The following is a 24,111-nucleotide window of genomic DNA, read 5'->3' as shown; positions in this document are numbered from 1 at the left end:
AACCATTAGGTTAAATGCGTTGGTTTTTTTGTTTACTTCGCACTATGCTGACCAAGAGAAATGTTTATGTCATTGTTTTTGTGGTGTCCGTCATTGGGCTTTTGGTGGTGCAGTACCAATATCTTCGGGTTGGTTTGGGACTTGCACGGGTGCAGTTCTCTCAAAAAATTGATGATGTCCGAGAAAATATTAACAACGAACTTTCAGAAGTCAACTCTCTATCCTATACGCTGGGGAGTACCGTTAAGAAAGATACCTCCGAACTAAAGATTAGCTTGGATAGTCTTCAAAGGCTTTCTCAGTATTATTTGAACGATTACATTTCGTATCAATTGGGCGTTTCGGGGATAGATGCTCCATTTACCTATTCGTTGTACGCACGCGATTCCACCCAATATCTTTCCTCCATTAAACCACATGTAAAAGAAGATGACATCCTCATCTATCCTATTAAAATTGAGGGCTACATACCCAACCAAATTAACAAAGAGATGGTTTTGGAACTGGGCTTTCAAGATATCAACAGGTATTTTTTGAGTCAACTGAACGGATTGACGATTCCTGGTTTTCTTTTCCTAATGGCCATCATCGTTGTTGTAATTTGGGTGTTACGCTCATTTTATTGGCAAAGCAGCATTATTACAACGACAAACGATTTCATCAACAACCTTACCCATGAGTTGAAAACCCCGGTTTTCTCTATCGGTTTGGCCAGTAAAATATTGGAAGAAGGTATTTCTGAAGAGAAAAAACCCGTTTTGGAGCTCATTCGCCGCGAGACGGATAGGTTGAGAACGCACATAGACAAGGTTTTAGAACTGGCCAGTCTGGAGTCTGGAAAAAATATTATACAGTTATCACAGATTGACTTTAAACCTGAGCTGGAACGCATCTGCCGGGATTTTAAAATATTATCCGAATATGACGATGTTGATTTTTCGTATGATTTAGAGGGGGAGGCTTACCCTGTTCGGGCAGAAAAATTCCATCTGGAGAATGCTATTGGGAACCTGCTGGAAAATGCGAAGAAATATGCTGATGACCCGATAATTCGTTTAAAAGCCCATATTAAAAATGATAAGCTGCTTATTGTAATAGCGGACAATGGTCCAGGAATTGCACAAAAGGACCAAAAACGAATTTTTAGAAAGTATTATAGAATTAAGAATGGTGACGTACACAAGGTAAAGGGATATGGACTTGGATTATCCTATGTGCACAAAATCATAAGCATGCACCATGGCAAAATAACGGTAGACAGTAAATTAGGGGAGGGAACAACATTTGTAATTTCCTTAAAAACGAGTAACAATGGAGAATAAATACAAATTGATTTTGGTAGAGGACGATGCTTCCTTGGGATACCTACTTTCAGAATACCTCGGTATGAAGGGATTCAGCGTCACCTGGACCAAAAATGCACAGGAAGCCTTAAAAAAAGTGGAAACCAATGCATTTGACTTGGCTATTTTGGACATAATGCTCCCCGATATGGATGGTTTTGAGCTTTCGCAAAAAATAAAGACCATTAATCCAGAGCTGCCTTTTCTGTTTTTAACGGCTCGTTCCCTAAAAATCGATGTTCTCAAAGGGTTTTCCATGGGAGCGGTGGATTACCTCAAAAAGCCCATTGATGAGGAAGAATTGGTGGTAAGAATCAATGCGCTTTTATCAAGATTGGTAGCGGATGTGGATACCGAACCTCAAGAAACCAGTTTTGAAATTGGAAATTACACCTTGAACACGGAAAGCTTTGAACTAAAGCACAAAGGAGAGGGCATTAAGTTGACCGGTAAGGAGTTTGACCTTCTTACCCTGTTGGCCATGAACATCAACCAACTGGTTACCCACAAGGAAATTCTGACCACCATTTGGGACAAAAATGACTACTTCAACAAAAAGAGCCTCAATGTTTTTATATCACATTTACGAAAACATTTGAGCAGAGACCCTCGAATAAGTATCGTAAACGTGAACAGGAGGGGTTTTATGCTGAAGGTTGATGAAGCGTAAACAGTAAGCGTATCGTTTACAATTATGGCTTGGTTTTTGATGCTTTCTAGAATAATCCAACCAACTATATTGTCAAGATGCTCAAATTTATACGTTTTAAACCCAAGGAAGTTTCATTGTGCCGCTTGGATGACCTTTTTGGTAAAACCATCTCCAAATTGCCGGTCAATGAACAGATAGCCTACTGCCAAAGACTTATTGAGAGTTCAAAGTACCAATTATCCCAATCCTGCCCCAAAAGCGATTCGGAACAGCTCAAAGACTTAATAAGCGCTGCTACTTTTGAAATTCAACGACTGGACTCGAAATAGACTATAGGTAGTCTTTTAAAATACTCCTTTCTATAGGATACATGGGAAATTAGTAATTTACACCCAAAGAGGAGACCTTGCATACCGCCGAACAGAAACTCAAAGAACGTATTAAAGAATTGACCTGCCTTTATGAGGTCACATCTTTAATTGTCCATAGTGATTACGAACAGATTGAAGAAGTATTGAAGGCCATTGCGAACTGTTTGCAGGTAGCTTGGCAGTTTGATGAGGAAACGTACGTGGAGTTGGAAACTCCAATTATTTCTATTCATACAGAAGAACGGGGAGAAGCCTATGTCTTTTTGGAATCACCAATTAAAGTTTTTAATGAGCCGAAAGGTGCCATCCGTGTGGGTTATCCTTCACCAAAATACAGTTTGGATGATTTTCTAGTTGAAGAACAGCAATTGCTGGACAATGTTTGTCTGGAGGTGGGAAATCTTTTGGAGCGAAAGGAAATCAAAGATAACCAAGAAAATATTCGTCGACAGGTTGAACAAGCGGACCGTTTGCGAATTTTGGGTGAGATTACCGCAGGGATTGCCCATGAGCTCAACACCCCACTTGCTAATATTTTGGGATTTGCCGAGCTTCTTCGGGAGCGGGTGGAAGGTGATACGAGAGCCGTTAAGGATTTGGACAAAATTATCACGAATACCATATTTTCCCGCGAAGTGGTAAAGAAGTTGATGTTCTTTGCCTGCGAAATGCCTGAAGAACGCAGCACGTTGGACATTGTTCCCATCATTCAGGATGCCATTGACCTATTGCGTACCACATTGGCCAAAAACGAGGTTACCTGCGATTTGGAGGTAAATGCAGAGCAGGTACTATTGCGGACGGACAAGATTCAATTGACCCAGGTTATTTTTAACCTTGTGGTGAACGCTATTTACTTTTCTCCTCCCAAAAGCACAATCAAAATCAAGGTCACGGATAAGAAGGATAAGGTAAACCTCATAATTTCCGATGAAGGGTCTGGAATTCCCAAGGATAAGGCAAACAGTGTGTTCGACCCTTTTTTTACCACCAAACCGGTAGGAGAGGGCAGTGGTTTGGGCCTTAGTGTGGTGCACGGCATCATTCAAAGCCATAAAGGGAGTATAGAACATGCGCCCAACAAACCCAAAGGAACCATTTTTACCATTGAGCTTCCCAAAATTAAATAGTACCCTATGCTGAAGAAGGAAAATATACTGTTGGTGGATGATGATATTCAGATTTTGGAGCTGCTCCACAGGCATTTGAGTGGCATGCATTACCACACTTACAGCGCAGTTTCCGTCAAGGAGGCCCTTTATATTTTAAAGGATACCGAGATTGACCTTCTTATTACGGACATCAATATGCCCGAAATAAACGGCATACAGTTGATAAAGTATACCGCAGAACATTTTCCGGACATGCCCAAGCTGGTGGTGACGGGTTTCCCATCCATTGACGATGCCATGAGTGTGATTAAATCCGGAGCCACGGAATATCTTACCAAACCTTTTACCAAAGCGGAGTTGGAAGATGCGGTTGAAAAAGCATTGAAGTCCGTTTCCCCTAAAAAGAAAAGTTCAAAGTCAGGGCAGCAACATCCAACGGCGTATGGGGAAATGATTGGCGCTTCGGAAGCTTTTGAAGACGTTGTTGAGATTATTGAACGGGTAAAGGACAATCACGCTACGGTCCTTATTCAAGGGGAAAGTGGAACGGGAAAGGAACTTGTGGCCCGCGCCATTCACTATTCTGGAACGTTTTCGCGTGCGCCTTTTATTGCCGTTAACTGCGGTGCCATTCCAGAGAATCTGTTGGAAGCGGAACTTTTCGGATATACCAAAGGAGCGTTCACGGGTGCCAATGAAACCCGAAATGGTTTTTTTCAAGCGGCAAACAATGGGACCATTTTTTTGGATGAAATCGGGAATGCTTCACTGGCAGTGCAAGGAAAATTACTCCGGGTGCTTCAAGAAAAGGAAGTGATGAAGGTAGGCTCCCAAAAACCTGAAAAGTTGAATGTTCGTATTATTGCGGCGACAAACAGTAATTTGGAGGAAATGATAGAGGGTAAACACTTTAGGGAAGACCTCTACTACCGTTTAACCGTGGTGTCCATAAAAGTACCACCCTTACGTGAGCGCATATCCGACATCCCGTTACTGGTGAACAAGTTTCTTCAAAAATATGGCGTGGAATATCGGGATAGGTTGGTAAGCATTACCCCAGAAGCGTTGGAAGTACTCCAGCGCTATTCATGGCCAGGCAATATTCGGGAGTTGGAAAATATCATACAGCGTGCCATAATAATGTGCGATGGCCAAGTAAGTGTAAAGCACCTTCCAGAACAGGTCAAGTTCAAAATTGATTTCCCAGAAGAATCCTTGAAACCCTTAAAGCAGGTAGAAAAGGAATACATTCAAAAAGTTTTGGCCTCCACAGGGAATAATAAATCCAAAGCCGCCAGTATTTTAGGAATCGACCGTAAAACGCTTCGTGAAAAACTAAAGTAACTGGGTAATTTCTCCCCACACGGGTAAATACTACCCACATCTCTTTTCTTTTAAAAAATTTTATACGAAATCAAAACACTGATAATCAGTTAGTTGATTCAATCACTGCACCTTAGATTTTTTTTGGGTATAGGCTTTGCCTTATTAGGGCAAATAGAGTAGCCATGTTGATTTTTGTGCCGTCCATTAGAATAATAAGACCTAAATCTAAGTCATGAAGTTTGGTGATGTGATCATGGAAAAGATGGATTATTTGGCCCTAAAAAAGATATTGAACTTTCACAAGCACTATCATGACTACCTGCAAAAAGAAGCCTTGGATATGCTTAAAGTGAGATTGGATAGCGCAAAAATCTGTGATACTTCGGAAATACCTGAAGGAACTGTTCGATTGTACTCCAATGTGTCCGTGGTTTTCGGTTCTGGAAAGAAGCATAGGTTTCAACTTGTACTGGAACCAGATGATGAAAACAATGGTGAAAAGGTGTCGGTCCGAAGCATTTTAGGGGCGGCCTTGGTGGGGCGTTCAGTAGGTGATACAATCAGCATTCCCAATAGGGAACCCATAACCATAAAACAGGTGGAATGGATGGTTCCCAAAAATAAAATCAGCTATTCCGTAAAGAATGGATAGCATAAAACTTTGTATAACCCTTAATTAATTTGAGATATGAGTAAATATATTTTAGTAGTAGCGTTAATGATCGGGGCGTTTAGTCTTAATGCCCAAGAAGTTTCTGTAGGTGATGTTTTTGAAATAGGGCGGCCAGATGCCCCACAATATGAGCATATTGATTTTCCAAGACCCAATTTCATCATTAAACGAGGTGGAATCGCCAACTATAAAAGAGTGGAAGGAAATAAGGTTGTGGTCACTTCCGTCAAAGAAAAGAAAGATGGCACCCTACAAGTAAAAATCAAGAGAACCGATGGCAATCGTTTCTTTGGAAGCCATTGGCAAGTTGCAGCTGACTTTAAAGAAGCTATGGCTTCCGGTGAGCTTATAAAGGCCTAAGTAGTGGTTAATTGATTGGTTGTGTTTTGCCCAGCTCCCTTGTTCCAAGATTTGCTCGATAGGTGGTATTGGGGCTGGGCTCACTTCCAAAATTAATGCTTCAAAAAATAGAGACCAAAGGTGTTAAAGACAATCTTCATATCCAAAAACCCAAAAAAGAAGCAACGGTTTCGATTGATTTTGGTATTGGCTTTCTCGTTTATCCTAATCCTGGTGGCCAACGCAATGGATTATGGAAACATTCTGCGAACGCAGGATACCGTGAACTCAGTTTATGATGACCGTGTGGTGGCACAGGATTACATCTACCAGCTAAGCGGACTGTTTCATCAAAAACAGTTTTCCATTGGAGCGAATGAAGAGGTTCTTGGCTACTTAAATGATTCCATTCTTGTGTTGATGTCTCGCTTTGAGAAGACCAAATTGACCCGAAGTGAATCCGATTTTTTCATCGATTTGAGAAAAAATTACGAGGAACTGACCTTACTTGAGCAAAAGTTCTCACTCCAGACCTACCCAAGGATAAGTACCCAAAAAGACATTCAAATGGAATTGATGGAAATCAGGCAGAATTTGGATGATTTGGAAGGGGTGCAATTTACGGAGGGCGCCCAAATGACGAAACGTTCAACCCGTGCATTGGGAATGAATGCACTACTTTCCAAAATAGAGTTGGTCTTTCTGGTTATTATTGGAGCTATATCACTCTATATGATTTTGATTGGGACCAATTTCATGGAAAGAGTACAATAGCTCACTTTCCAATGCAGAAATTCGAGAAAATATTGCCCAATAGATCATCAGTGGTTACGCTTCCGGTGATTTCACCCAAATGAAAAAGCGCTTGGCGAATATCAATAGCGATAAGATCACTGGCCAGGCCTACTTCCATGCCTTCTTTTACCTTCTGGATTTCTTCCAAAGCTTTTAGCAGGGCATCGTAATGTCGACTGTTGGTAATGATGGTTTCATCGCCACTCAGCGCACCAGAATCCACCAAGGCGAGAAGCTTCTTCTCCAACTCAGGGATTCCTGTTTTGTTCTTGGCCGATAAGAAAAGAACTTCGGGGATTTCCTGTTGCAATGCCTCAATTTGGGTTGGCTCCAAAAGGTCAACCTTATTGCAAATGGGCACCAATTGTTTGTTGGGATAACGGGTTCTGATACGCTCCAATTCGGAACGATCAAAATCCATCCGGTCAAAAAGAAAGATGATCAATCGGGCTTTTTCAATTTTATCGAAGGTTCGTTCTATCCCAATTTTTTCAACAACATCTACCGTTTCACGGATTCCTGCCGTATCAATAAATCGAAAGTTGATACCATTTAAACTGATTTGGTCTTCCACGGTATCCCGGGTGGTTCCGGCGATATCACTGACAATGGCCCGCTCCTCATTCAAAAGCACATTGAGCAACGTGGATTTACCCACATTGGGCTGCCCCACAATGGCAACGGGGATACCATGTTTTATAACATTTCCGAGGGCGAAGGAGTCTATCAGTTTTTTAAGAACTTCACTGATGCGATTCAGCAACTGGTTGAATTGTGTGCGATCTGCAAATTCTACATCCTCTTGGGAAAAATCCAGTTCCAATTCAATCAACGAAGCAAAATTCAATAGCTCCTCCCGCAATTTTAGTATTTCATTGCTAAAACCGCCCCGCATTTGCTGCATTGCAATATCATGGGCTGCTTCACTGTCGCTGGCAATTAAATCGGCCACAGCTTCGGCTTGACTCAAATCCATTTTTCCATTCAAAAAGGCGCGGAGGGTAAATTCTCCTGCGGAAGCAGTTCGGCATCCCTTCCGCAGTATCAATTGAATGATTTGCTGTTGGATATACGGTGAGCCATGGCAGGATATTTCAACTACGTTTTCGCCGGTGTAGGAGTGGGGACCTTTAAAAATGGAGATTAGAACTTCATCCAGAACCTTTCCGTCATCAACAACATGCCCCAAATGAATGGTGTGACTCTTCTGCCTTGCCAGTTCTTTCCCTTTAACCGATTTAAAAATGGTATCAGCAATAGCGATGGCATCTGGTCCTGAAATGCGAATCACCGCAATGGCTCCGGTACCAGACGGCGTTGCCAAAGCTACAATGTTATCCATGTATGACATAGGGGCAAAAGTACAAATTAGTGCAATGCTGTAACATTTTTGGGAAATTAGATACTAATACGGTACATCATCAAAATCGTTCAAAAAATGGAAATTGTTAATCAAAATGTTATGCGGAAGGACAACACCTTGTTGTCCATTACACACTTGACCCAGCTATTGTCGTATGTAATTGGGTTTGGAAGTCTAATAGTTCCTTTGGTCATCTGGTTGTCATCAAAAGACAAGGTCGAGGGAATGAATGAACACGGAAAGGCCATCATTAATTTACAATTGAGCCTGATATTGTATGTCATTATTAGTATTCCTGCCATTCTTCTCTTGGGATTGGGTATCTTGAGTTTGATCGCAACAGGTATTTTAGGCTTTATTCTACCCATAGTGAATGCTGTAAAGGCTTCCAATGGGGAGTCACCTAGCTATTTTCTAACAATCAGGTTTATAGCGTAAAAGAGCTTTGATCTTGGGAATAGCCCTTGTGGCAAGGAAATCGTTATAAAGGTAATATTTGCAATAAAATCCAAGACTGGTGCACCATGCCATGATTTGTAACGGAATGTTTTTTCGGGTATAGAAAACATGGGTTCTATATTTTGATTTCGTATTGGAGAAATCGACTTTGTAGCTAAATGCCCCCCATCTTAAATCGATGAGTTCATAATTATTGTCGTAGGCCCATTCCAATTGCCTTACGATCATTTGTCTGCCCAAACTGTATTTTTGATAGCTAATGTCATAAGAATTTATGGCCAAATCCAGTACTCTTTCATCATAATGATAGTTTAGGGAAATACTGATTGGTTTTTCCCCATCATAGAGCACAAAAAGGGAGGCTTTTTTTTGAAGAATCAAATCATAAAGTGTGTCCTCATAAAACTTCCATCTACCAAGAGCGGCATGGCGCTCTTTTTTTTGGTTGAATCTTGATTTAATAAAAAGCTGAAGTTGTTTGAACAGCGAATGGTAGGTTTCCGCATCAATGAATCCATAATATGGGACTAATTGAATTTCACCATCCCTATTTAAACGGTTTATGGATCTTCGTAGGTATTTGAATGAATTTGTACTTAAAACTTCACTGAGATAGTCGTTGCTAGTTGAGTTTTTTTTTAAATCCATTGCCACTCCAACCCGATACGATTTTTCATAGTAACCAAATTCCTTTTTTGGAATGAGTACATGAGAAGAGATATAGTCTGGAATAAAATCAACCATTGGAATAATGCCATTTTTGGTTGAATGCGTGGCAATAGAGGTATTTTGTTCTTGCTGATAGAACATGGGAATTCTATTGCCTTCAATGAATTCGAAACAAAAATTATGTCGGTCGAGAAATTTTTTCAAGGTCAAAAAATAGGCTTGAAGATAGTACCTTCAAGCCCATATTAAAGTAAAAGTATAAATTTTAAGAATTATTCTGCGCTACCATATTGAAAATAGGTTGCCCAGTTGTCCCCTGGGAAATCGCATCCATCAGCCCATGCAGTTTCGCCGCAAGGAGAGCACTCCAGTGGATGTGTAATGATAACAGGTTGTTTTCCTGTAGTAGATAGTACCACTCCCATAACATCACCACATTCAGGAACAAAATTTTCATTTTCAAGAGCTAGGTTTACAAGCTCATTAGATCTGTTGATGTCCCATGTACCAAGGCTTCCGGCATCAGCAAGATCTTCCAAAGAATCAAAATCTTCCAATGGGTCATCCAATAAAACCCAAATGGCCATTTGTAAGTCATCTCCGGTATACGCACCAAAAGCTGAGCTTTCTGCACCGATAAGCCCTGAATTTAAAAGCCAATTGACAGCACCAATGTTACCAGGGTTCTCGAACAAGCCTTCTGGTAAATCACTTAGGGTTGAAATAACCGATACTCCTTCAAGACATTCTAGGTTTAGGTTTTGATCGATATCAACGCACCATGCACTATAGGCTTCACCGGACAAAGTTCCATCAGAAATATCAAGGGCAAAATATCCTCCATTTCCGTTATCTGGGCGGAATTCGGTTGTACATATATCCACTGTTTCAGGTAGATTGGAAGCTATGGTTTCAGGTGAGCTTGCAACACACACCATATCGGCATGAGCGGCAATATAGGGTCCTTTTTCCACTGGAACTTCATACGTTGCGGTTTTTGCACAGTCAAAGGTATCCTTGTATTCAAAATGACCATTTTTTGGGTTACCAGAATTGGCCATTGGAAAATCTTCAGGTGCTGTAACCACAGATAAGTGGGTGCCTGTCATACACCATTCTTCATTAGTGATTTCATAAGTAATGATATAATTTCCACCGGATTCTGATACGGTTATCTTACCAACTTCCATGGTTTGCCCGGCGTAAAGAATAGCTTCTGTTTTTTGGCAATCTTCAGATAGGTCAAATACAATCTGCGTGTCAGATTTTTTTGCGACTTTTCCTTTGGCATCAACTGTGGTCAAGTCCTCGTTTCCAACTGACTCAACCTCACAAGAGAAAAAGGTTAATGCACAAATCGCAATAATGGGTAGTGCTAATTTTTTCATATTCAAAAGTTTAAGGTTATTTTTGACAATCTCATAAAGATATCAAAATCAAACTCTTTTAAACCTAAACCACGTTGAAACCGAATTATCTTCGATAAATGGTTTAACATTTGAATTTACCGTAGGAATTAGCCTATTTCAGAAAGAAAAATCTTAATTGTTTAGCATGACCGGCATCACCAACATGGTAACGTGCTCACCTTCGTCCAATCCATCAATTGGGGTTAGGATTCCTGCTCTGTTGGGCAAGCTCATTTCCAACGAAACATCATCGGAGGATAAGTTGTTGAGCATTTCCAATAAGAAGCGTGAGTTGAACCCAATTTGCATATCATCTCCTTGATAGGAACAAGAAAGACGTTCCTCGGCCTTGTTGCTATAATCCACATCTTCTGCAGAGATGTTCAACTCAGCACCGGCAATTTTTAATCGGATTTGATGTGTGGTCTTGTTGGAGAAAATGGAAACCCTTCTAACCGAGCTCAAGAATTGATTCCGGGCAATGGTCAGTTTGTTTGGGTTTTCCTTTGGAATTACTGCTTCGTAATTCGGGTATTTGCCATCAATCAAGCGACAAATCAGCTCAGAATTGTCAAAAATGAATTTGGCATTGCTATCATTATATTCAATGGTCACTTCGGATTCTGAACCTGCCAAAATACCCTTCAAAAGATTCAACGGCTTTTTGGGCATGATGAATTCAGCAACCTGTGAAGCAGAAACATCTTGTCGTTGGTATTTGACCAATTTATGGGCGTCCGTGGCTACAAACGTCAAATTTTCGGGAGAAAACTGGAAGAACACGCCACTCATTACAGGGCGAAGGTCGTCGTTTCCGGCCGCAAAAATGGTCTTGTTGATGGCTGTGGCCAAAATATCGCCTAATAGGGTAGTGGAGCTTGGATTGGAAACTTCTACCGCTTTTGGGAACTCGGCACCATCAGCATACGCCAAAGCATACTTACCGTGGTTGGAACTAATTTCTACCGTATTGTTATCCTCTACCACAAAGGTAAGGGGCTGTTCTGGAAATGTCTTAAGCGTGTCCAACAACAAACGGGCTGGAACAGCAATAGTGCCTTCGGCATCTGAATCAACTTCAAGCACGGAGCTCATGGTGGTTTCAAGATCGGATGCGGAGACCGTCAATTGGTTCTGTTTTAAATCGAACAGAAAATTATCGAGGATGGGAAGCGTGTTGCTATTGTTGATAACTCCTCCCAAAACCTGTAATTGTTTCAATAAATATGTACTGGATACAATAAACTTCATCAAAGAAATCCTTTAGTATTGTGGCCCAATTGACTTGAAGTCGGTAAAATCGGGCCTATAAATCGATAAAAGCAAATATATCTTAAAAGGTCGAAGCAAAGAAACAAATTTATCAACACTTAAGTTGCAAATTTGCGCTTTCGGTAGTAGCTGAAGAAAACGCCAAAAAGCAAAGTCAAGAGTACTGGAACACCAATATTTAGGAGTTGCCATTTGGTTTTTTCAGCGGCAATTTTCTTTACATCCAACAACGGAATGGATACTTTTTTACTTCGAATGTTTATAAGTCCGCCGTTATCCAAAAGGTAATTGGTGCAGTTGACCAAAAATTCCTTGTTCCCATAAAAACTGCTGGTCCATTTGTCGTACCCCAATTCCAATGGTCTACCGTTCCGTAATTGGTTTTTGATGACATCCCCATCAGAGATGACAATCATTTTGTTGGCCAATCCTTCTTCTCGGGCATTCTCTAATTTGAGTGGTTTTACCCTGTTTTTATACATGGACACAAAATCACCCTCAATCAGTACTGCCAAAGGCATGTTTCCTGGGGTATAGGTTTCTTGGTCTGGAGGATTGTTCAAAATATCCAAGCTGATTTGTCGCGGCGTACCATCCGTTTTAGACAAAGGAGAACTTTGCAAAAGAATGGTCTTATCATATTCATTTTCCAAAACTTCAATTGGACTAGTAAACTGATACCGAACGGCCTCAATATTGGTGTTGATGGGGTGGTCGTTTTTTGAAAATACCATGGGGTTGTAGTACCACGGTACCGGGTCAAATTGGGAATCATTTCCTTCTCCGGTGGCCAAAACGATTTGGGTGAAATATAGGTCGTTTACCAAAACGGGGTTTATTCTAACCCCATATTTAAAAAAGAAATCCTTTAGGTTGAGTTCACGGGGAAGGGCAAAGGCACTTCCACCACCAGCCAAAATACTGTCCATTTCCATGGCCACTTGGTCTACCAACCAGATGGATTTTCCACCGTTCACCACATATTGGTCCATCACATATTTTTCCTGGTCCGAGAAAGCCTCGGTGGGCTTGGCAATCAACGCCATGTCGAAACCTTTCAATTGGTCCAACACTTTTTGCGGATTGGAAGCCACCGAATCCAACGTAATGGCAGCAATATTGTAGTAATCGCGAATGGTGGTCAAATAATCCGCCAAATAGATGTCTGGGAGTTCTCCATTTCCTTTAATGACGGCAATGCTTTTCTTTTCGGTGATGTTCAGTTTGGTAAAGGCATCAGCAAAGGCATATTCCAATTGTTGAACAGAATTGTTGATGCGTTCTTCCGCGGATGACCCAATTTTGTTTTTGAGTAGGGCCACTTTTACCGTCTGGTTTCCATAATTGACCATGGCCCAAGGAAAGACCAACTGTTGGGAAACCTTTCCATTTTCTTCAATTTGAACACTTGCGGGCTTTAGACCGAAACTTTGAAGCTCCGCAATAGTTTGTTCGGCTTGACTTTCATCCTCAAGGGGGTCTACCAAGTTATAGGTAATGTTTTTGTTTTTTGAAGCAAAGGATTCCAGCAATTGAATGGTCTCTGTCTTGAGTTTGGAAAACTCAGGGGGAATAGTGCCATCCAAAAGCACATCTATCACTACAGGCGAATCAAACTCTTGGGCGACTTCAATGGCGGGTTCTGATAAGGTATAGCGCTGGTCTTCGGTTAGGTCAAAGCGAGTGTAGGCAAAACTTGCCACGATGTTCAACACCACAACAGCAACAAGGGCCACCGCAATTGAAATAAGAAACTTTTTCATCGGGGCAATTGTTTTAGGCGTTGATAAGTGAGGTACAAGAAGAGAAGTGTCATCGAAATAAAATAGACCAAATCTCGTGTATCGATAACCCCGCGCGCTAGGCTATCAAAATGCAATCTTGCTCCCATATTCTGAATCAGCTGTTGAGATTCTCCATCCGAAAACAGCGAAGAAACCGCATCAAATCCGTTGAATGCCAAAAAGCAAAATAAAATACCGACTAAAAAAGCAATGATTTGGTTATCCGATAGGGTAGAAGCAAATAAACCGATTGAAGTATAGGTCGAAATCAAAAATATGAGCCCAAAATAGGAGCCGAGAACCATTCCGAGGTCGTAATTGCCATCAATCATTCCCAAATTGGAAATAGCAAACACATAGACAATGGTTGGAATGACAGCGATGATGCAAAGCAGGGCAGCGCCCCAAAATTTGCCCAACACCAGTTTCCAAACGGAGATAGGTTTTATGAGCAACAGTTCCAACGTTCCCATTTTCCGTTCTTCGGAAAAACTTTTCATGGTGATGGCCGGAACCAAAAAGATAAAAATCCAAGGAGCGAGCAAAAAGAAGTTGCCCAAATCGGCAAAACCGTAGTCAAATATGTTGTACTCGCCTCGAAAGACCCACAAAAAAAGACCGTTGAGCAACAAAAAGGCTCCAACGATCAAATACCCAATGGGTGATGTGAAAAAAGACCGTACCTCTCTCTTAAAAATAGCGAACATTAAGATGGGTTTGTAGTTTGAACTTTATTGACACTCCAAGCTTCGGGTTTTTCGCTGAACAATTGTTTGGTTGTTCCCCATACGTCTTTAAAAAAATCTGATGCTCTATATCTTTCCAAATCCGATTCCTTTTCCCAAAAACTATACGTAAAAAACACACATGGATTTTTGGGGTCTTGGTACAACTCTACCATGTTACAACCTTCAAACGCCAAGATTCCGTTTTTTGATTCTTTAAAAATTCGCTCAAAACTAGGAATATTTTCGGGTTTAAAGGTGAGTTTTACGATGCGTATCAGCATTTACAGAAAATTTATGGTTACCGTATCCCTATAATTAAGGCCCAAAAGGGAGGAAGCGCCACCTACTGAATTCAGGTCACTTTTATAAATGGCCAGCTCAATATATCCCGCCGAATTGAACAAGGCCAAAGCATCACCAGGGCCTTTTCGTTGACTTTTATCCAAATCAAAATTGATGATGCCATTATAACTGGTGTGGATTTCCTTGATCTTGGTGGTTCGCGCAGAAACTTCAAAATCCCTTCCATTTCGGTATGCGTTGAAAAGACTTCGCTGAATATTGGTCACCACATTGCCGTAGTTATCGATGTAAATTACGTTTCCTGAAATGGTCTTTCCATTATCGATAATTCTGGGTTCAAACTCCCTAAGTTCACGAAGCTCATTAAAAGGTCTTCCAATCACCTCCAATTTTCCACCTCGGGCAATATGACAGGCCACTTGGATGAATACATTCAGCACAGGAAAAGATCCTGAGATAACATTGGGAATCCGGATTTCAACCACTTTTTCTGGTTTCACTTCAGAAGTAATCAACGAGATGACCCCACTGTTGGCACTCACAAAATAATGGCCGTCCACCTGCACCACAATATGCTGGTTTTCGGGAGAAAGTTCAGAGTCCACACCCACAATGTGTACGGTCCCTTCGGGGAAGGAACGGTAGGCATTTTTAAGGATGTAGGCACACTCCTGAATGTTGAATGGACTTATGGCATGGGAAATATCAACAATGTTTACATCGGGAAGGTTGCTCAGAATAGTCCCTTTCACGGCACCAACAAAGTGGTCTTTAATTCCAAAATCCGTAGTTAAGGTTATGATTGCCATGCAATACTGTTGATATGTTTTTGCCTGCTCAAATTGATTTTTGGTTAAGTTTGTGAAGTAAAATTACACTAAAAAAGAAGAATACAATCTTCAAGAAATAACATAAAATACCCCGCATTTTTTGAACGAACTTATCATAGAACTCACGGATATCAGCCCACAGGATTTTTTTGGGCAACACAATGAGAATATTGAACTTCTTAAAAAATATTTCCCAAAGCTAAAAATTGTTGCCCGAGGCAGCAAAATTAAAGTGTATGGAGATGAGGAACTCTTGGAAGAGTTTGACAAGCGGTTTGATTTACTCACAAGTCAATTTGCCAAGTACAACAAGCTCGATGAAAATATGATTGAGCGCGTGCTGACCAGCAATGGACAAGAAGATACAGCGTCCAAAAGTAGTGGCGATGTGTTGGTACATGGTGTCAGCGGTCGATTGATAAAGGCACAGACGTTGAACCAAAGAAGAATGGTGGATGCTTGTAAAGTGGATGATATGGTCTTTGCCATTGGTCCCGCAGGTACCGGTAAAACCTACACCGGTGTAGCTTTGGCGGTAAAGGCGCTGAAAGAAAAGCAAGTGCGGAGAATTATTTTAACCCGACCTGCAGTGGAAGCTGGGGAAAATTTAGGGTTTCTTCCTGGTGACCTTAAAGAAAAGCTCGACCCTTACATGCAACCGTTGTATGATGCACTTCGGGATATGATTCCAGCAGAAAAATTGGCCAAGTATATTGAGGATGGTACCATTCAGATTGCCCCAATGGCTTTTATGCGGGGTCGAACGCTGGACAATGCCTTTGTGATTTTGGACGAGGCCCAGAACACCACCCATGCCCAAATGAAAATGTTCCTGACCCGTATGGGTAAGAACGCCAAGTTTTTGTTGACGGGAGACCCTGGCCAGATAGATTTACCAAGACGGGTAATTTCTGGCTTGAAGGAAGCTTTGCTCATCCTTAAAAATGTGGATGGTATCAGCATTATTTATTTGGATGATAAGGATGTGATCCGTCACAAGTTGGTCAAAAAGGTCATTGACGCATACAAAAACATTGAGCACCAAAATCAATTCTAAGATGGGGCAGAATACGCTTATGGACACGGATTTTCATTTTCCGGGTCAAAAATCAATATATAAAGGAAAAGTAAGAGAGGTTTACACCTTGGAAAACGATATTTTGGTGATGGTCGCCACGGACCGTCTTTCGGCATTTGATGTGGTAATGCCTAAAGGCATTCCGTACAAAGGTCAGATTTTGAACCAGATTGCCACCCAGATGATGCAGGCCACAGAAGATATTGTCCCTAATTGGTTGATGGCCACGCCAGACCCCAACGTGGCTGTTGGAAAAGCTTGCGAACCTTTCAAGGTTGAAATGGTGATTCGCGGATATCTTTCGGGTCATGCCGCGCGAGAGTACAAAGCTGGAAAACGTATGTTGTGTGGGGAACCCATGCCCGAAGGAATGAAGGAAAATGATAAATTTCCTGAACCCATTATTACTCCGGCCACTAAAGCTGAAAAAGGAGATCACGATGAGGATATTTCCAAAGAGGATATTTTAAAACGCGGCATTGTTTCTCAGGCCGATTATGAAGTTTTGGAGAAATATACCAAGGCGCTTTTCCAAAGAGGAACCGAAATTGCAGCCAAACGCGGACTGATTTTGGTCGACACCAAATACGAATTTGGTAAGACCAAGGAAGGTGAAATCGTTTTAATAGATGAAATCCACACTCCAGACTCATCACGATATTTCTACGCTGAAGGCTATGAGGCATTGCAGGCCAAAGGGGAGCCTCAAAAACAATTGTCTAAAGAATTTGTGCGCCAATGGTTGATTTCAAATGGATTTCAAGGTTTGGAAGGGCAGACCGTTCCTGAGATGAGTGATGACTACATTGCGTCTGTTTCAGAACGCTATATTGAGCTGTATGAGAGTATTACAGGGGATGAGTTCGTAAAAGCCGATGTTTCCAATATTCATGAACGAATAGGCGTCAACGTTTCAAACTATTTGAACAGTATTTCTTAAAAAGTGTTGCACTTTCCAATTTTTGGTGGTTTTAACTGAGGATTTCATATATTTCTTCAATCAAACCTAACAAATGGATACCGACCTTCGCAAAAAGTACTGGAAAGAAAATCTAAAATATCTCTCAATCTTATTGGCAATTTGGTTCTTGGTCTCATACGGCTTTGGAATCCTATTGGTGGATGAGCTGAACACCATCAAAATGGGCGGCTTTAAGCTTGGCTTTTGGTTTGCCCAGCAAGGCTCCATTTATGTTTTCGTGATTCTCATTTTTGTGTACGTCCGACTGATGAACAAATTGGACAAGAAATACGGCTTCAACGAAGAATAACCAATCCCTAAAACGTAATTATGAGTGATGTTCAAATTTGGACCTATGTGTTGGTCGCGTTGTCATTCGGCCTGTATATAGGAATTGCCATCTGGTCCCGGGCCGCTTCCACCAAAGAATTTTATGTCGCGGGAGGTGGCGTTTCCCCATTGGCCAATGGAATGGCCACAGCAGCAGATTGGATGTCTGCAGCCTCTTTTATTTCCATGGCAGGGATTATCTCTTTTGCGGGCTACGATGGAGCAGTGTATTTAATGGGATGGACTGGAGGCTACGTGCTTTTGGCCTTGTTATTGGCACCCTATCTTCGAAAATTTGGAAAATTCACCGTACCTGATTTCATTGGGGAACGGTATTACTCCAAAACGGCACGAGTAGTGGCGGTTTTTTGTGCTCTTATTGTTTCTTTTACCTATGTAGCAGGTCAGATGCGAGGTGTGGGCATCGTGTTTTCAAGATATTTGGAAGTTGACATCAACACCGGGGTGGTCATCGGTATGGTGATTGTTTTGTTCTATGCTGTACTGGGTGGGATGAAAGGCATCACCTATACGCAAGTGGCACAATACTGCGTATTGATTTTCGCTTTTATGGTACCTGCCATATTTATTTCAATTCAGATGACAGGGAACCCCATCCCACAACTTGGTTTTGGCGACACCTTATCCGATGGTTCTGGAACCTATCTTTTGGATAAATTGGATGGACTCTCCACCGAACTCGGTTTTGCGGAGTATACTTCTGGTTCAAAAAGTACAATCGACGTTTTTGCCATTACACTCGCATTGATGGTGGGCACTGCTGGTTTACCGCACGTAATTGTTCGCTTTTTTACTGTAAAAAGGGTTCGGGATGCCCGGAAATCAGCAGGTCTGGCTTTGTTATTTATTGCCATTCTGTATACTACGGCGCCAGCGGTGGCTGTTTTCGCAAGAACAAACCTAATTGAAACTGTAAGCGGGAAAGAATATGATGAAATGCCTGAATGGTTCAGCCGATGGGAAACTACCGGACTCATTGCCCATGAGGATAAAAACGGCGATGGTAAAATCCAATATGTGGCCGCACCAGAAGTGAACGAACTCACGGTTGACCGGGATATCATGGTATTGGCTAATCCAGAAATATCGGATTTGCCTGCTTGGGTAATCGGCTTGATAGCTGCAGGTGGATTGGCGGCTGCCTTGTCAACCGCAGCAGGATTGTTATTGGTTATTTCTGCGTCCGTATCCCATGATTTAATTAAAAATGTCCTTAATCCGGGTCTTTCCGAAAAAGGAGAGCTTTGGGCGGCGAGAATTTCAGCTGCAGTAGCTGTGGTTGTTGCAGGATATTTTGGAATCAACCCACCAGGTTTTGTAGCCGCGGTGGTAGCACTTGCCTTTGGTCTGGCGGCGGCATCGTTTTTCCCTGCCATTATCTTGGGCATCTTTTATAAAAAGATGAACAGCCAAGGAGCTATATCAGGAATGGTGGTAGGACTCTGTCTCATGCTTTTCTATATGTTGAAATTTAAATTTGGAATTTTTGATGGAGGACAAGAAGCCATTGCCGGTTTACAGGATGATTGGTGGTTTGGCATTTCACCAGAAGGATTTGGATCTATAGCAATGGTCGTGAACTTTATTGTGGCCATAGCGGTGAACACCTTTACCCCTGATCCTCCGGAAGATGTGCAGGAAATCGTTGAAAATATCCGTATTCCAAGCGGGGCAGGCGATGCTATTGAGCATTGATATCCTAAATTAATTGCCCCCTTTTTCATAAATTTAAGGCTCACTAAAAATTGATTAAACCCAATGAGTAATTACCATATTAAACATTTGGAGGAGTATTTTCAGGTCTATCGTAAATCCGTAAGAAATCCAGAAGCGTTCTGGGAAGAAGTCGCAGAAGAGCACTTTTACTGGCGAAAAAGATGGAATTCGGTGTTGGAGTGGGATTTTACCAAACCTGAGGTCAAATGGTTTGATGGAGCCCAGCTCAATATTACCGAAAACTGTATCGACCGTCATTTAAGAAGTCGTGGAGATAAAACCGCCATCCTTTTTGAACCTAATGATCCTAAAGAAGAAGCACAACACATTACCTACAATGAACTGCATGAGAGAGTCTGCAAGTTTGCTAACGTACTCAAGGAGAAAGGCATAGAAAAAGGGGACAGGGTGGTGATTTATCTGCCCATGATTCCAGAATTGGCTGTTTCGGTATTGGCTTGTGCTCGAATCGGAGCAATCCATTCCGTAGTATTTGCAGGATTCTCATCAACAGCATTGGCCACTAGAATCAATGATTGTGATGCGAAAATGGTGATTACTTCGGATGGTTCATACCGAGGTAGCAAGACCATCGATTTGAAAGGTATTGTTGATGAAGCACTAAAACAGTGCCCTGGTATTGCAAGTGTTTTGGTTGCCAAACGCACCGGAGAGAAAATTGATATGATGGAAGGTCGGGACCATTGGCTAGCCCCTTTATTGGATAAAGCGTATTCCGATTGTGTTCCAGAAATTATGGAAGCCGAAGACCCATTGTTCATTTTATACACATCAGGTTCTACAGGTCGACCTAAGGGAATGATGCATACCACCGCAGGATACATGGTCTACACCGCCTATACCTTTAAAAATGTATTCCAATACCGAGAAGAAGACATTTACTGGTGTACTGCCGATATCGGTTGGATTACCGGTCATTCCTATATTGTGTACGGACCGTTGGCCAATGGTGCTACCACCGTAATGTTTGAAGGTGTTCCTTCGTATCCCGATTTTGGGCGGTTTTGGGAAGTGGTACAAAAACACAAAGTCACCCAATTTTATACGGCGCCTACCGCTATTCGTGCTTTGGCCAAGGAAAATCTGGATTTTGTGACCAAATATGATCTTTCTAGCCTAAAAGTATTGGGAACGGTGGGAGAACCTATCAACGAAGAGGCTTGGCACTGGTATAATGACCATGTGGGAGAAAAAAAATGTCCCATTGTGGATACTTGGTGGCAAACCGAAACAGGTGGTATTTTGATTTCACCCATTCCTTTTTCTACTCCAACAAAGCCTACCTACGCCACCTTGCCTATGCCAGGGGTTCAACCTGCCTTAATGGATGAAAACGGAAAGGAAATCAAGGGTAATCAAGTAGATGGGCGGTTGTGCATCAAGTTTCCTTGGCCTTCCATAGCGCGAACCATTTGGGGAGACCATCAACGGTATAAGGACACCTATTTTTCCGCTTTTGAAGGAAAGTATTTCACGGGAGACGGTGCATTACGAGACGAAGTGGGCTATTACCGAATCACAGGTAGGGTAGATGATGTCATCATTGTTTCCGGACATAATCTAGGTACAGCACCGATTGAGGATGCCATCAACGAGCACCCAGCAGTGGCAGAATCTGCTATTGTTGGATTCCCTCATGACGTAAAAGGAAATGCCTTGTATGGTTATGTCATTCTGAAGGAAACAGGGGAGTCCCGAGACCGTGATAACCTCAAAAAGGAAATCAACCAAATGATCACGGAGCATATTGGCCCCATTGCCAAGTTAGATAAGATTCAATTTGTACCCGGACTGCCTAAGACGCGTAGTGGTAAAATTATGCGCCGAATACTTCGTAAAATTGCTTCCAAGGAAACTGATAATTTAGGGGATATTTCAACCCTTCTAAACCCAGAAGTAGTGGAACAAATTATAGAGGAAAGTTTATAGATTTCAGTATCTTAAGCGGTAGCTATAAAAAGAAAAAGACCATTTCACAAAATGGTCTTTTTTTGTAGCGAGAGAGGGACTTGAACCCTCGGCCTCCGGGTTATGAATCCGACGCTCTAACCAGCTGAGCTACCTCGCCATGATTCGTTTTAGCGGGTGCAAATATAGAGTTTAATTTTTGCTGAATCAAAATTCAGGATTAATTTATTATTTGATATTTATTTTTTTATCTTCCCAAATTATATCAATTGTTGAAAAGGATTAATTGCGCGCTATAATGAGTGATAAGGTAAAATTTGAAATTGAGTTTGTTATCCAAGCTTCTCCACAGTTGCTTTACCAATATATTTCTACCCCTTCTGGACTATCTGAATGGTATGCCGATAATGTGAATTCACGTAGTGAAGTCTTCACTTTTATTTGGGATGGGGCTGAGGAAAAAGCCAAAATGTTAAAACGAAAAAGTGATGAGTTTGTTAAATTCACTTGGGTTGATAACGAGGATGATTCGTTTTTTGAAATGCGCATTATAGTGGATGAAATTACCAAAGATGTTTCCCTCTTTATCACCGATTTTGCTGAAGATGATGAAGTCGATGAGGCCAAAATGCTTTGGCAAAACCAAATTTCAGATTTAAAGCAAGTCTTGGGATCTACCTAGAACGGATTCTCAACTATACCGTATCTTTGGTCCCGATAAAAATCGGGACTTTTTTATGATCAATTTTAATGGCTCACTCTTTCCAGAAGACCAAAAAATTTTCACCTACACCAATCGAGGTTTAAAATACGGGGATGCCCTTTTTGAAACACTTCGGTGTGTAAACGGGACCCTATTCTTTTGGGAGGACCATTATTTTAGACTGATGGCCTCCATGCGTATCCTTCGAATGGAAATTCCCATGGAATTCACTTTGGAATTTCTAGAGGAAGAAATCAAAAGGACCATTGCGGCAAATCAAGCTACGGATAAAGCCGTTAGGGTGCGGTTGACTGTTTTCAGAAATGAAGGTGGTTTGTATGCCCCCGAAACCAATGAGATTTCCTATTGCATTGAAACCAGTCTTTTGGATTCTCCATTTTATACCATTGATGAGGCAGATTATGAAGTGGAGCTCTTCAAAGATTACTACGTAAATAAGGACATGCTGTCCAACCTTAAAACGACCAACAAGATTTTAAATGTAGTCGCCAGCGTTTACGCCAAAGAGAATGGTTATGCCAACTGCCTTTTGGTGAATACGGATAAAGAGGTGGTGGAAACCATCAACGGAAATCTCTTTTTGGTGACAGGCAATACCATAAAAACTCCACCTTTAAGCGATGGTTCTTTAAATGGCATCATTCGGAAGAAATTAATGGAAGTGATTCAAGCTACGGAAGAGTTTCAACTGTTGGAAGAATCCATTTCACCCTTTGAGCTTCAAAAAGCGGATGAGCTGTTCATTACCAACAGCATCACAGGAATTCAGCCCATCAGCAAATACCGGAAGAAAACGTTTGCCAATGTTATTGCGAAAAAACTAGTGGGTAAATTGAATGCAAAAGCCAGAATGGGCAGTTAATTAAGGGATGGATTTTCTGGCGAATTGGACCACAGTAAATAATCGCCGCCCAGTTCCACCATTTTTTCTTTCCAAAAAGCGCTAGAGGATTTCTCCAGAATACCGCTTTCATATTCATTTTTGATGACGACCCAAGATTTGGAATTGAGTTCTTGGTCCAACTGCTGGGAACCCCATCCAGAGTATCCCAAAAAGAAGCGGATATCCTGTTCGGTGATGACACCATTGTTGATGAGCTCCACGGTTTTGTCAAAATTGCCTCCCCAAAAAATTCCATCAGAAATCTCAATGCTGTCATGAATCAGCTCAGGAACTTTATGGATAAAGTAAAGGTTATCCTGTTCCACAGGCCCGCCATTAAATACTTTGAAAGGAATGGTGATTTCGGAAATAAGGTCGCAAATGGTATAGTCCAACGGTTTGTTGAGGATGAACCCCACAGACCCTTCATGGTTGTGCTCTGCGAGCAACACCACAGACCTATTGAATGAAACATCACCCGTAAGGGAAGGTTCCGCAACAAGTAACTTGCCTTTTTTGGGCTTATGGCTTACCATTTTCATACAAGTATTACCTCTAATCGTTGTATAATATACAATTTTTCCAAAAACCTAAAGCATTGTTAAAATAAAAAAAGCACTTCCTTGTGGGAAGTGCTTTCGTATATTAAAAAAATAATTGATTAGTTAACAGCACCGCTCAATTCTGCACCAGCTTTGAACTTTACAACGTTCTTAGCGGCGATTTTGATGGTCTGTCCAGTCTGAGGGTTTCTACCTTCTCTGGCGCTTCTTTTGGAAACTGACCAAGAACCAAAACCTACTAGAGAAACTCTGTTCCCTTTTTTAAGTGATCCCTCTACATTTCCCAAGAAAGATTCCAATGCTTTTTTGGCTGCTGCCTTAGTGATGCCAGCATCAGCTGCCATAGCATCGATTAATTCTGTTTTGTTCATAATGGAATTAAATTAATTGTTGTTAAAATAATTTTAATGCTGAACAAATTTATATGGATTTGCTATTAACGCAAGTAAAACCTAGGGAAATAGGGGTTTTTGTTAAT

The 24,111-nt window shown here is 41.4% G+C and carries 26 protein-coding genes and 1 tRNA gene; 16 read left to right on the top strand and 11 right to left on the bottom strand.

Going from position 1 to position 24,111, the window contains the following annotated elements:
• Window positions 1-44 precede the first annotated feature (44 nt).
• The 8 genes from ACFSJE_RS03590 to ACFSJE_RS03555 all read left to right on the top strand — a co-directional run bounded on the left by ACFSJE_RS03590 (window position 45) and on the right by ACFSJE_RS03555 (window position 6,590).
• The gene (locus tag ACFSJE_RS03590; RefSeq protein WP_379829609.1) at window positions 45-1,322 is read left to right on the top strand and encodes a sensor histidine kinase; all 1,278 of its coding nucleotides are present in this window, start codon (window positions 45-47) and stop codon (window positions 1,320-1,322) included.
• Window positions 1,312-2,013: a response regulator transcription factor gene (locus ACFSJE_RS03585; RefSeq protein ID WP_379829608.1), complete on the top strand. Its 702-nt coding sequence runs from the start codon at window positions 1,312-1,314 to the stop codon at window positions 2,011-2,013. Before ACFSJE_RS03590 ends, ACFSJE_RS03585 begins: the two co-directional genes overlap by 11 nt.
• Before the next feature lie 77 nt (window positions 2,014-2,090).
• Window positions 2,091-2,324 carry a hypothetical protein gene (locus ACFSJE_RS03580; RefSeq protein ID WP_379829607.1) on the top strand — a complete coding sequence of 78 codons (234 nt, stop codon included), beginning with the start codon at window positions 2,091-2,093 and terminating at the stop codon, window positions 2,322-2,324.
• A 77-nt stretch (window positions 2,325-2,401) separates the two neighbouring features.
• On the top strand, window positions 2,402-3,496 hold the full coding sequence (locus tag ACFSJE_RS03575; RefSeq protein WP_379829606.1) for a sensor histidine kinase: 1,095 nt from the start codon (window positions 2,402-2,404) through the stop codon (window positions 3,494-3,496).
• Window positions 3,497-3,502: 6 nt separating this feature from the next.
• Complete coding sequence (locus ACFSJE_RS03570) at window positions 3,503-4,822, top strand: sigma-54-dependent transcriptional regulator (RefSeq protein WP_379829605.1); 1,320 nt, start codon at window positions 3,503-3,505, stop codon at window positions 4,820-4,822.
• Between the two features lie 214 nt (window positions 4,823-5,036).
• The gene (locus ACFSJE_RS03565) at window positions 5,037-5,456 is read left to right on the top strand and encodes a GreA/GreB family elongation factor (RefSeq protein WP_379829604.1); all 420 of its coding nucleotides are present in this window, start codon (window positions 5,037-5,039) and stop codon (window positions 5,454-5,456) included.
• A gap of 36 nt (window positions 5,457-5,492) precedes the next feature.
• Window positions 5,493-5,837: a hypothetical protein gene (locus ACFSJE_RS03560; RefSeq protein ID WP_379829603.1), complete on the top strand. Its 345-nt coding sequence runs from the start codon at window positions 5,493-5,495 to the stop codon at window positions 5,835-5,837.
• Between the two features lie 120 nt (window positions 5,838-5,957).
• Window positions 5,958-6,590: a hypothetical protein gene (locus ACFSJE_RS03555; RefSeq protein ID WP_379829602.1), complete on the top strand. Its 633-nt coding sequence runs from the start codon at window positions 5,958-5,960 to the stop codon at window positions 6,588-6,590.
• Between the two features lies 1 nt (window position 6,591).
• Here ACFSJE_RS03555 and mnmE read toward each other — a convergent pair whose 3' ends face one another.
• Window positions 6,592-7,962 (bottom strand): tRNA uridine-5-carboxymethylaminomethyl(34) synthesis GTPase MnmE, encoded by a 1,371-nt coding sequence (mnmE, locus tag ACFSJE_RS03550; RefSeq protein WP_379829601.1) that lies wholly within the window; start codon window positions 7,960-7,962, stop codon window positions 6,592-6,594.
• Between the two features lie 87 nt (window positions 7,963-8,049).
• Here mnmE and ACFSJE_RS03545 point away from each other — a divergent pair, with 87 nt between their 5' ends.
• Entirely contained in the window at window positions 8,050-8,412 is a 363-nt protein-coding gene (locus ACFSJE_RS03545; protein WP_379829600.1) for a DUF4870 domain-containing protein, read from the top strand.
• Here the strand turns inward: ACFSJE_RS03545 and ACFSJE_RS03540 are convergent.
• The 7 genes from ACFSJE_RS03540 to ACFSJE_RS03510 all read right to left on the bottom strand — a co-directional run bounded on the left by ACFSJE_RS03540 (window position 8,389) and on the right by ACFSJE_RS03510 (window position 15,407).
• Window positions 8,389-9,306, bottom strand: coding sequence for a GNAT family N-acetyltransferase (locus tag ACFSJE_RS03540; RefSeq protein ID WP_379829599.1), 918 nt, complete (start codon window positions 9,304-9,306; stop codon window positions 8,389-8,391). The two genes, ACFSJE_RS03545 and ACFSJE_RS03540, sit on opposite strands and share 24 nt — an antisense overlap.
• A gap of 68 nt (window positions 9,307-9,374) precedes the next feature.
• Window positions 9,375-10,490, bottom strand: coding sequence for a hypothetical protein (locus tag ACFSJE_RS03535; RefSeq protein ID WP_379829598.1), 1,116 nt, complete (start codon window positions 10,488-10,490; stop codon window positions 9,375-9,377).
• A gap of 153 nt (window positions 10,491-10,643) precedes the next feature.
• Window positions 10,644-11,762 (bottom strand): DNA polymerase III subunit beta, encoded by a 1,119-nt coding sequence (gene dnaN, locus ACFSJE_RS03530; RefSeq protein WP_379829597.1) that lies wholly within the window; start codon window positions 11,760-11,762, stop codon window positions 10,644-10,646.
• 119 nt (window positions 11,763-11,881) lie between these two features.
• Window positions 11,882-13,546 carry a gliding motility-associated ABC transporter substrate-binding protein GldG gene (gene gldG / locus ACFSJE_RS03525; protein ID WP_379829596.1) on the bottom strand — a complete coding sequence of 555 codons (1,665 nt, stop codon included), beginning with the start codon at window positions 13,544-13,546 and terminating at the stop codon, window positions 11,882-11,884.
• On the bottom strand, window positions 13,543-14,274 hold the full coding sequence (gene gldF / locus ACFSJE_RS03520; RefSeq protein ID WP_379829595.1) for a gliding motility-associated ABC transporter permease subunit GldF: 732 nt from the start codon (window positions 14,272-14,274) through the stop codon (window positions 13,543-13,545). Before gldF ends, gldG begins: the two co-directional genes overlap by 4 nt.
• On the bottom strand, window positions 14,274-14,576 hold the full coding sequence (locus tag ACFSJE_RS03515) for a putative quinol monooxygenase (RefSeq protein ID WP_379829594.1): 303 nt from the start codon (window positions 14,574-14,576) through the stop codon (window positions 14,274-14,276). The genes gldF and ACFSJE_RS03515 overlap by 1 nt, the downstream gene beginning before the upstream one ends.
• Window positions 14,577-15,407, bottom strand: coding sequence for an SAM hydrolase/SAM-dependent halogenase family protein (locus tag ACFSJE_RS03510; RefSeq protein ID WP_379829593.1), 831 nt, complete (start codon window positions 15,405-15,407; stop codon window positions 14,577-14,579). It lies immediately after the preceding gene.
• 121 nt (window positions 15,408-15,528) lie between these two features.
• On the opposite strand from ACFSJE_RS03510, the gene ACFSJE_RS03505 reads away from it, so the two are divergent.
• From ACFSJE_RS03505 to acs, 5 genes are all read left to right on the top strand, one after another.
• Window positions 15,529-16,485, top strand: a complete 957-nt coding sequence (locus ACFSJE_RS03505; RefSeq protein ID WP_036384373.1) for a PhoH family protein — start codon at window positions 15,529-15,531, stop codon at window positions 16,483-16,485.
• Between the two features lies 1 nt (window position 16,486).
• Entirely contained in the window at window positions 16,487-17,446 is a 960-nt protein-coding gene (locus ACFSJE_RS03500) for a phosphoribosylaminoimidazolesuccinocarboxamide synthase (protein ID WP_379829592.1), read from the top strand.
• Window positions 17,447-17,519: 73 nt separating this feature from the next.
• Window positions 17,520-17,777 carry a DUF4212 domain-containing protein gene (locus ACFSJE_RS03495; RefSeq protein ID WP_379829591.1) on the top strand — a complete coding sequence of 86 codons (258 nt, stop codon included), beginning with the start codon at window positions 17,520-17,522 and terminating at the stop codon, window positions 17,775-17,777.
• 20 nt (window positions 17,778-17,797) lie between these two features.
• Entirely contained in the window at window positions 17,798-19,513 is a 1,716-nt protein-coding gene (locus ACFSJE_RS03490; RefSeq protein WP_379829590.1) for a sodium:solute symporter family protein, read from the top strand.
• Between the two features lie 63 nt (window positions 19,514-19,576).
• A complete protein-coding gene (gene acs / locus ACFSJE_RS03485; protein ID WP_379829589.1) occupies window positions 19,577-21,484 on the top strand; it encodes an acetate--CoA ligase in 1,908 nt (635 codons plus the stop codon).
• Between the two features lie 65 nt (window positions 21,485-21,549).
• Here the strand turns inward: acs and ACFSJE_RS03480 are convergent.
• Window positions 21,550-21,623, bottom strand: a tRNA-Met gene (locus ACFSJE_RS03480).
• 138 nt (window positions 21,624-21,761) lie between these two features.
• On the opposite strand from ACFSJE_RS03480, the gene ACFSJE_RS03475 reads away from it, so the two are divergent.
• Together ACFSJE_RS03475 and ACFSJE_RS03470 are read left to right on the top strand one after the other, a co-directional pair.
• On the top strand, window positions 21,762-22,145 hold the full coding sequence (locus ACFSJE_RS03475; RefSeq protein WP_379829588.1) for an START-like domain-containing protein: 384 nt from the start codon (window positions 21,762-21,764) through the stop codon (window positions 22,143-22,145).
• 55 nt (window positions 22,146-22,200) lie between these two features.
• Window positions 22,201-23,049: an aminotransferase class IV gene (locus ACFSJE_RS03470; RefSeq protein ID WP_379829587.1), complete on the top strand. Its 849-nt coding sequence runs from the start codon at window positions 22,201-22,203 to the stop codon at window positions 23,047-23,049.
• Here ACFSJE_RS03470 and ACFSJE_RS03465 read toward each other — a convergent pair.
• Window positions 23,046-23,606 carry a YqgE/AlgH family protein gene (locus tag ACFSJE_RS03465; protein ID WP_379829586.1) on the bottom strand — a complete coding sequence of 187 codons (561 nt, stop codon included), beginning with the start codon at window positions 23,604-23,606 and terminating at the stop codon, window positions 23,046-23,048. The two genes, ACFSJE_RS03470 and ACFSJE_RS03465, sit on opposite strands and share 4 nt — an antisense overlap.
• Before the next feature lie 125 nt (window positions 23,607-23,731).
• Window positions 23,732-24,004, bottom strand: a complete 273-nt coding sequence (locus ACFSJE_RS03460; RefSeq protein ID WP_207098436.1) for an HU family DNA-binding protein — start codon at window positions 24,002-24,004, stop codon at window positions 23,732-23,734.
• Between the last annotated feature and the right edge of the window lie 107 nt (window positions 24,005-24,111).

The organism is Flagellimonas iocasae, from assembly GCF_042682725.1.
GTDB classification, from domain to species: domain Bacteria; phylum Bacteroidota; class Bacteroidia; order Flavobacteriales; family Flavobacteriaceae; genus Flagellimonas; species Flagellimonas iocasae.
Note: the sequence above shows the minus strand (reverse complement) of the source record. Positions and strands in the feature narration are given on the sequence as shown.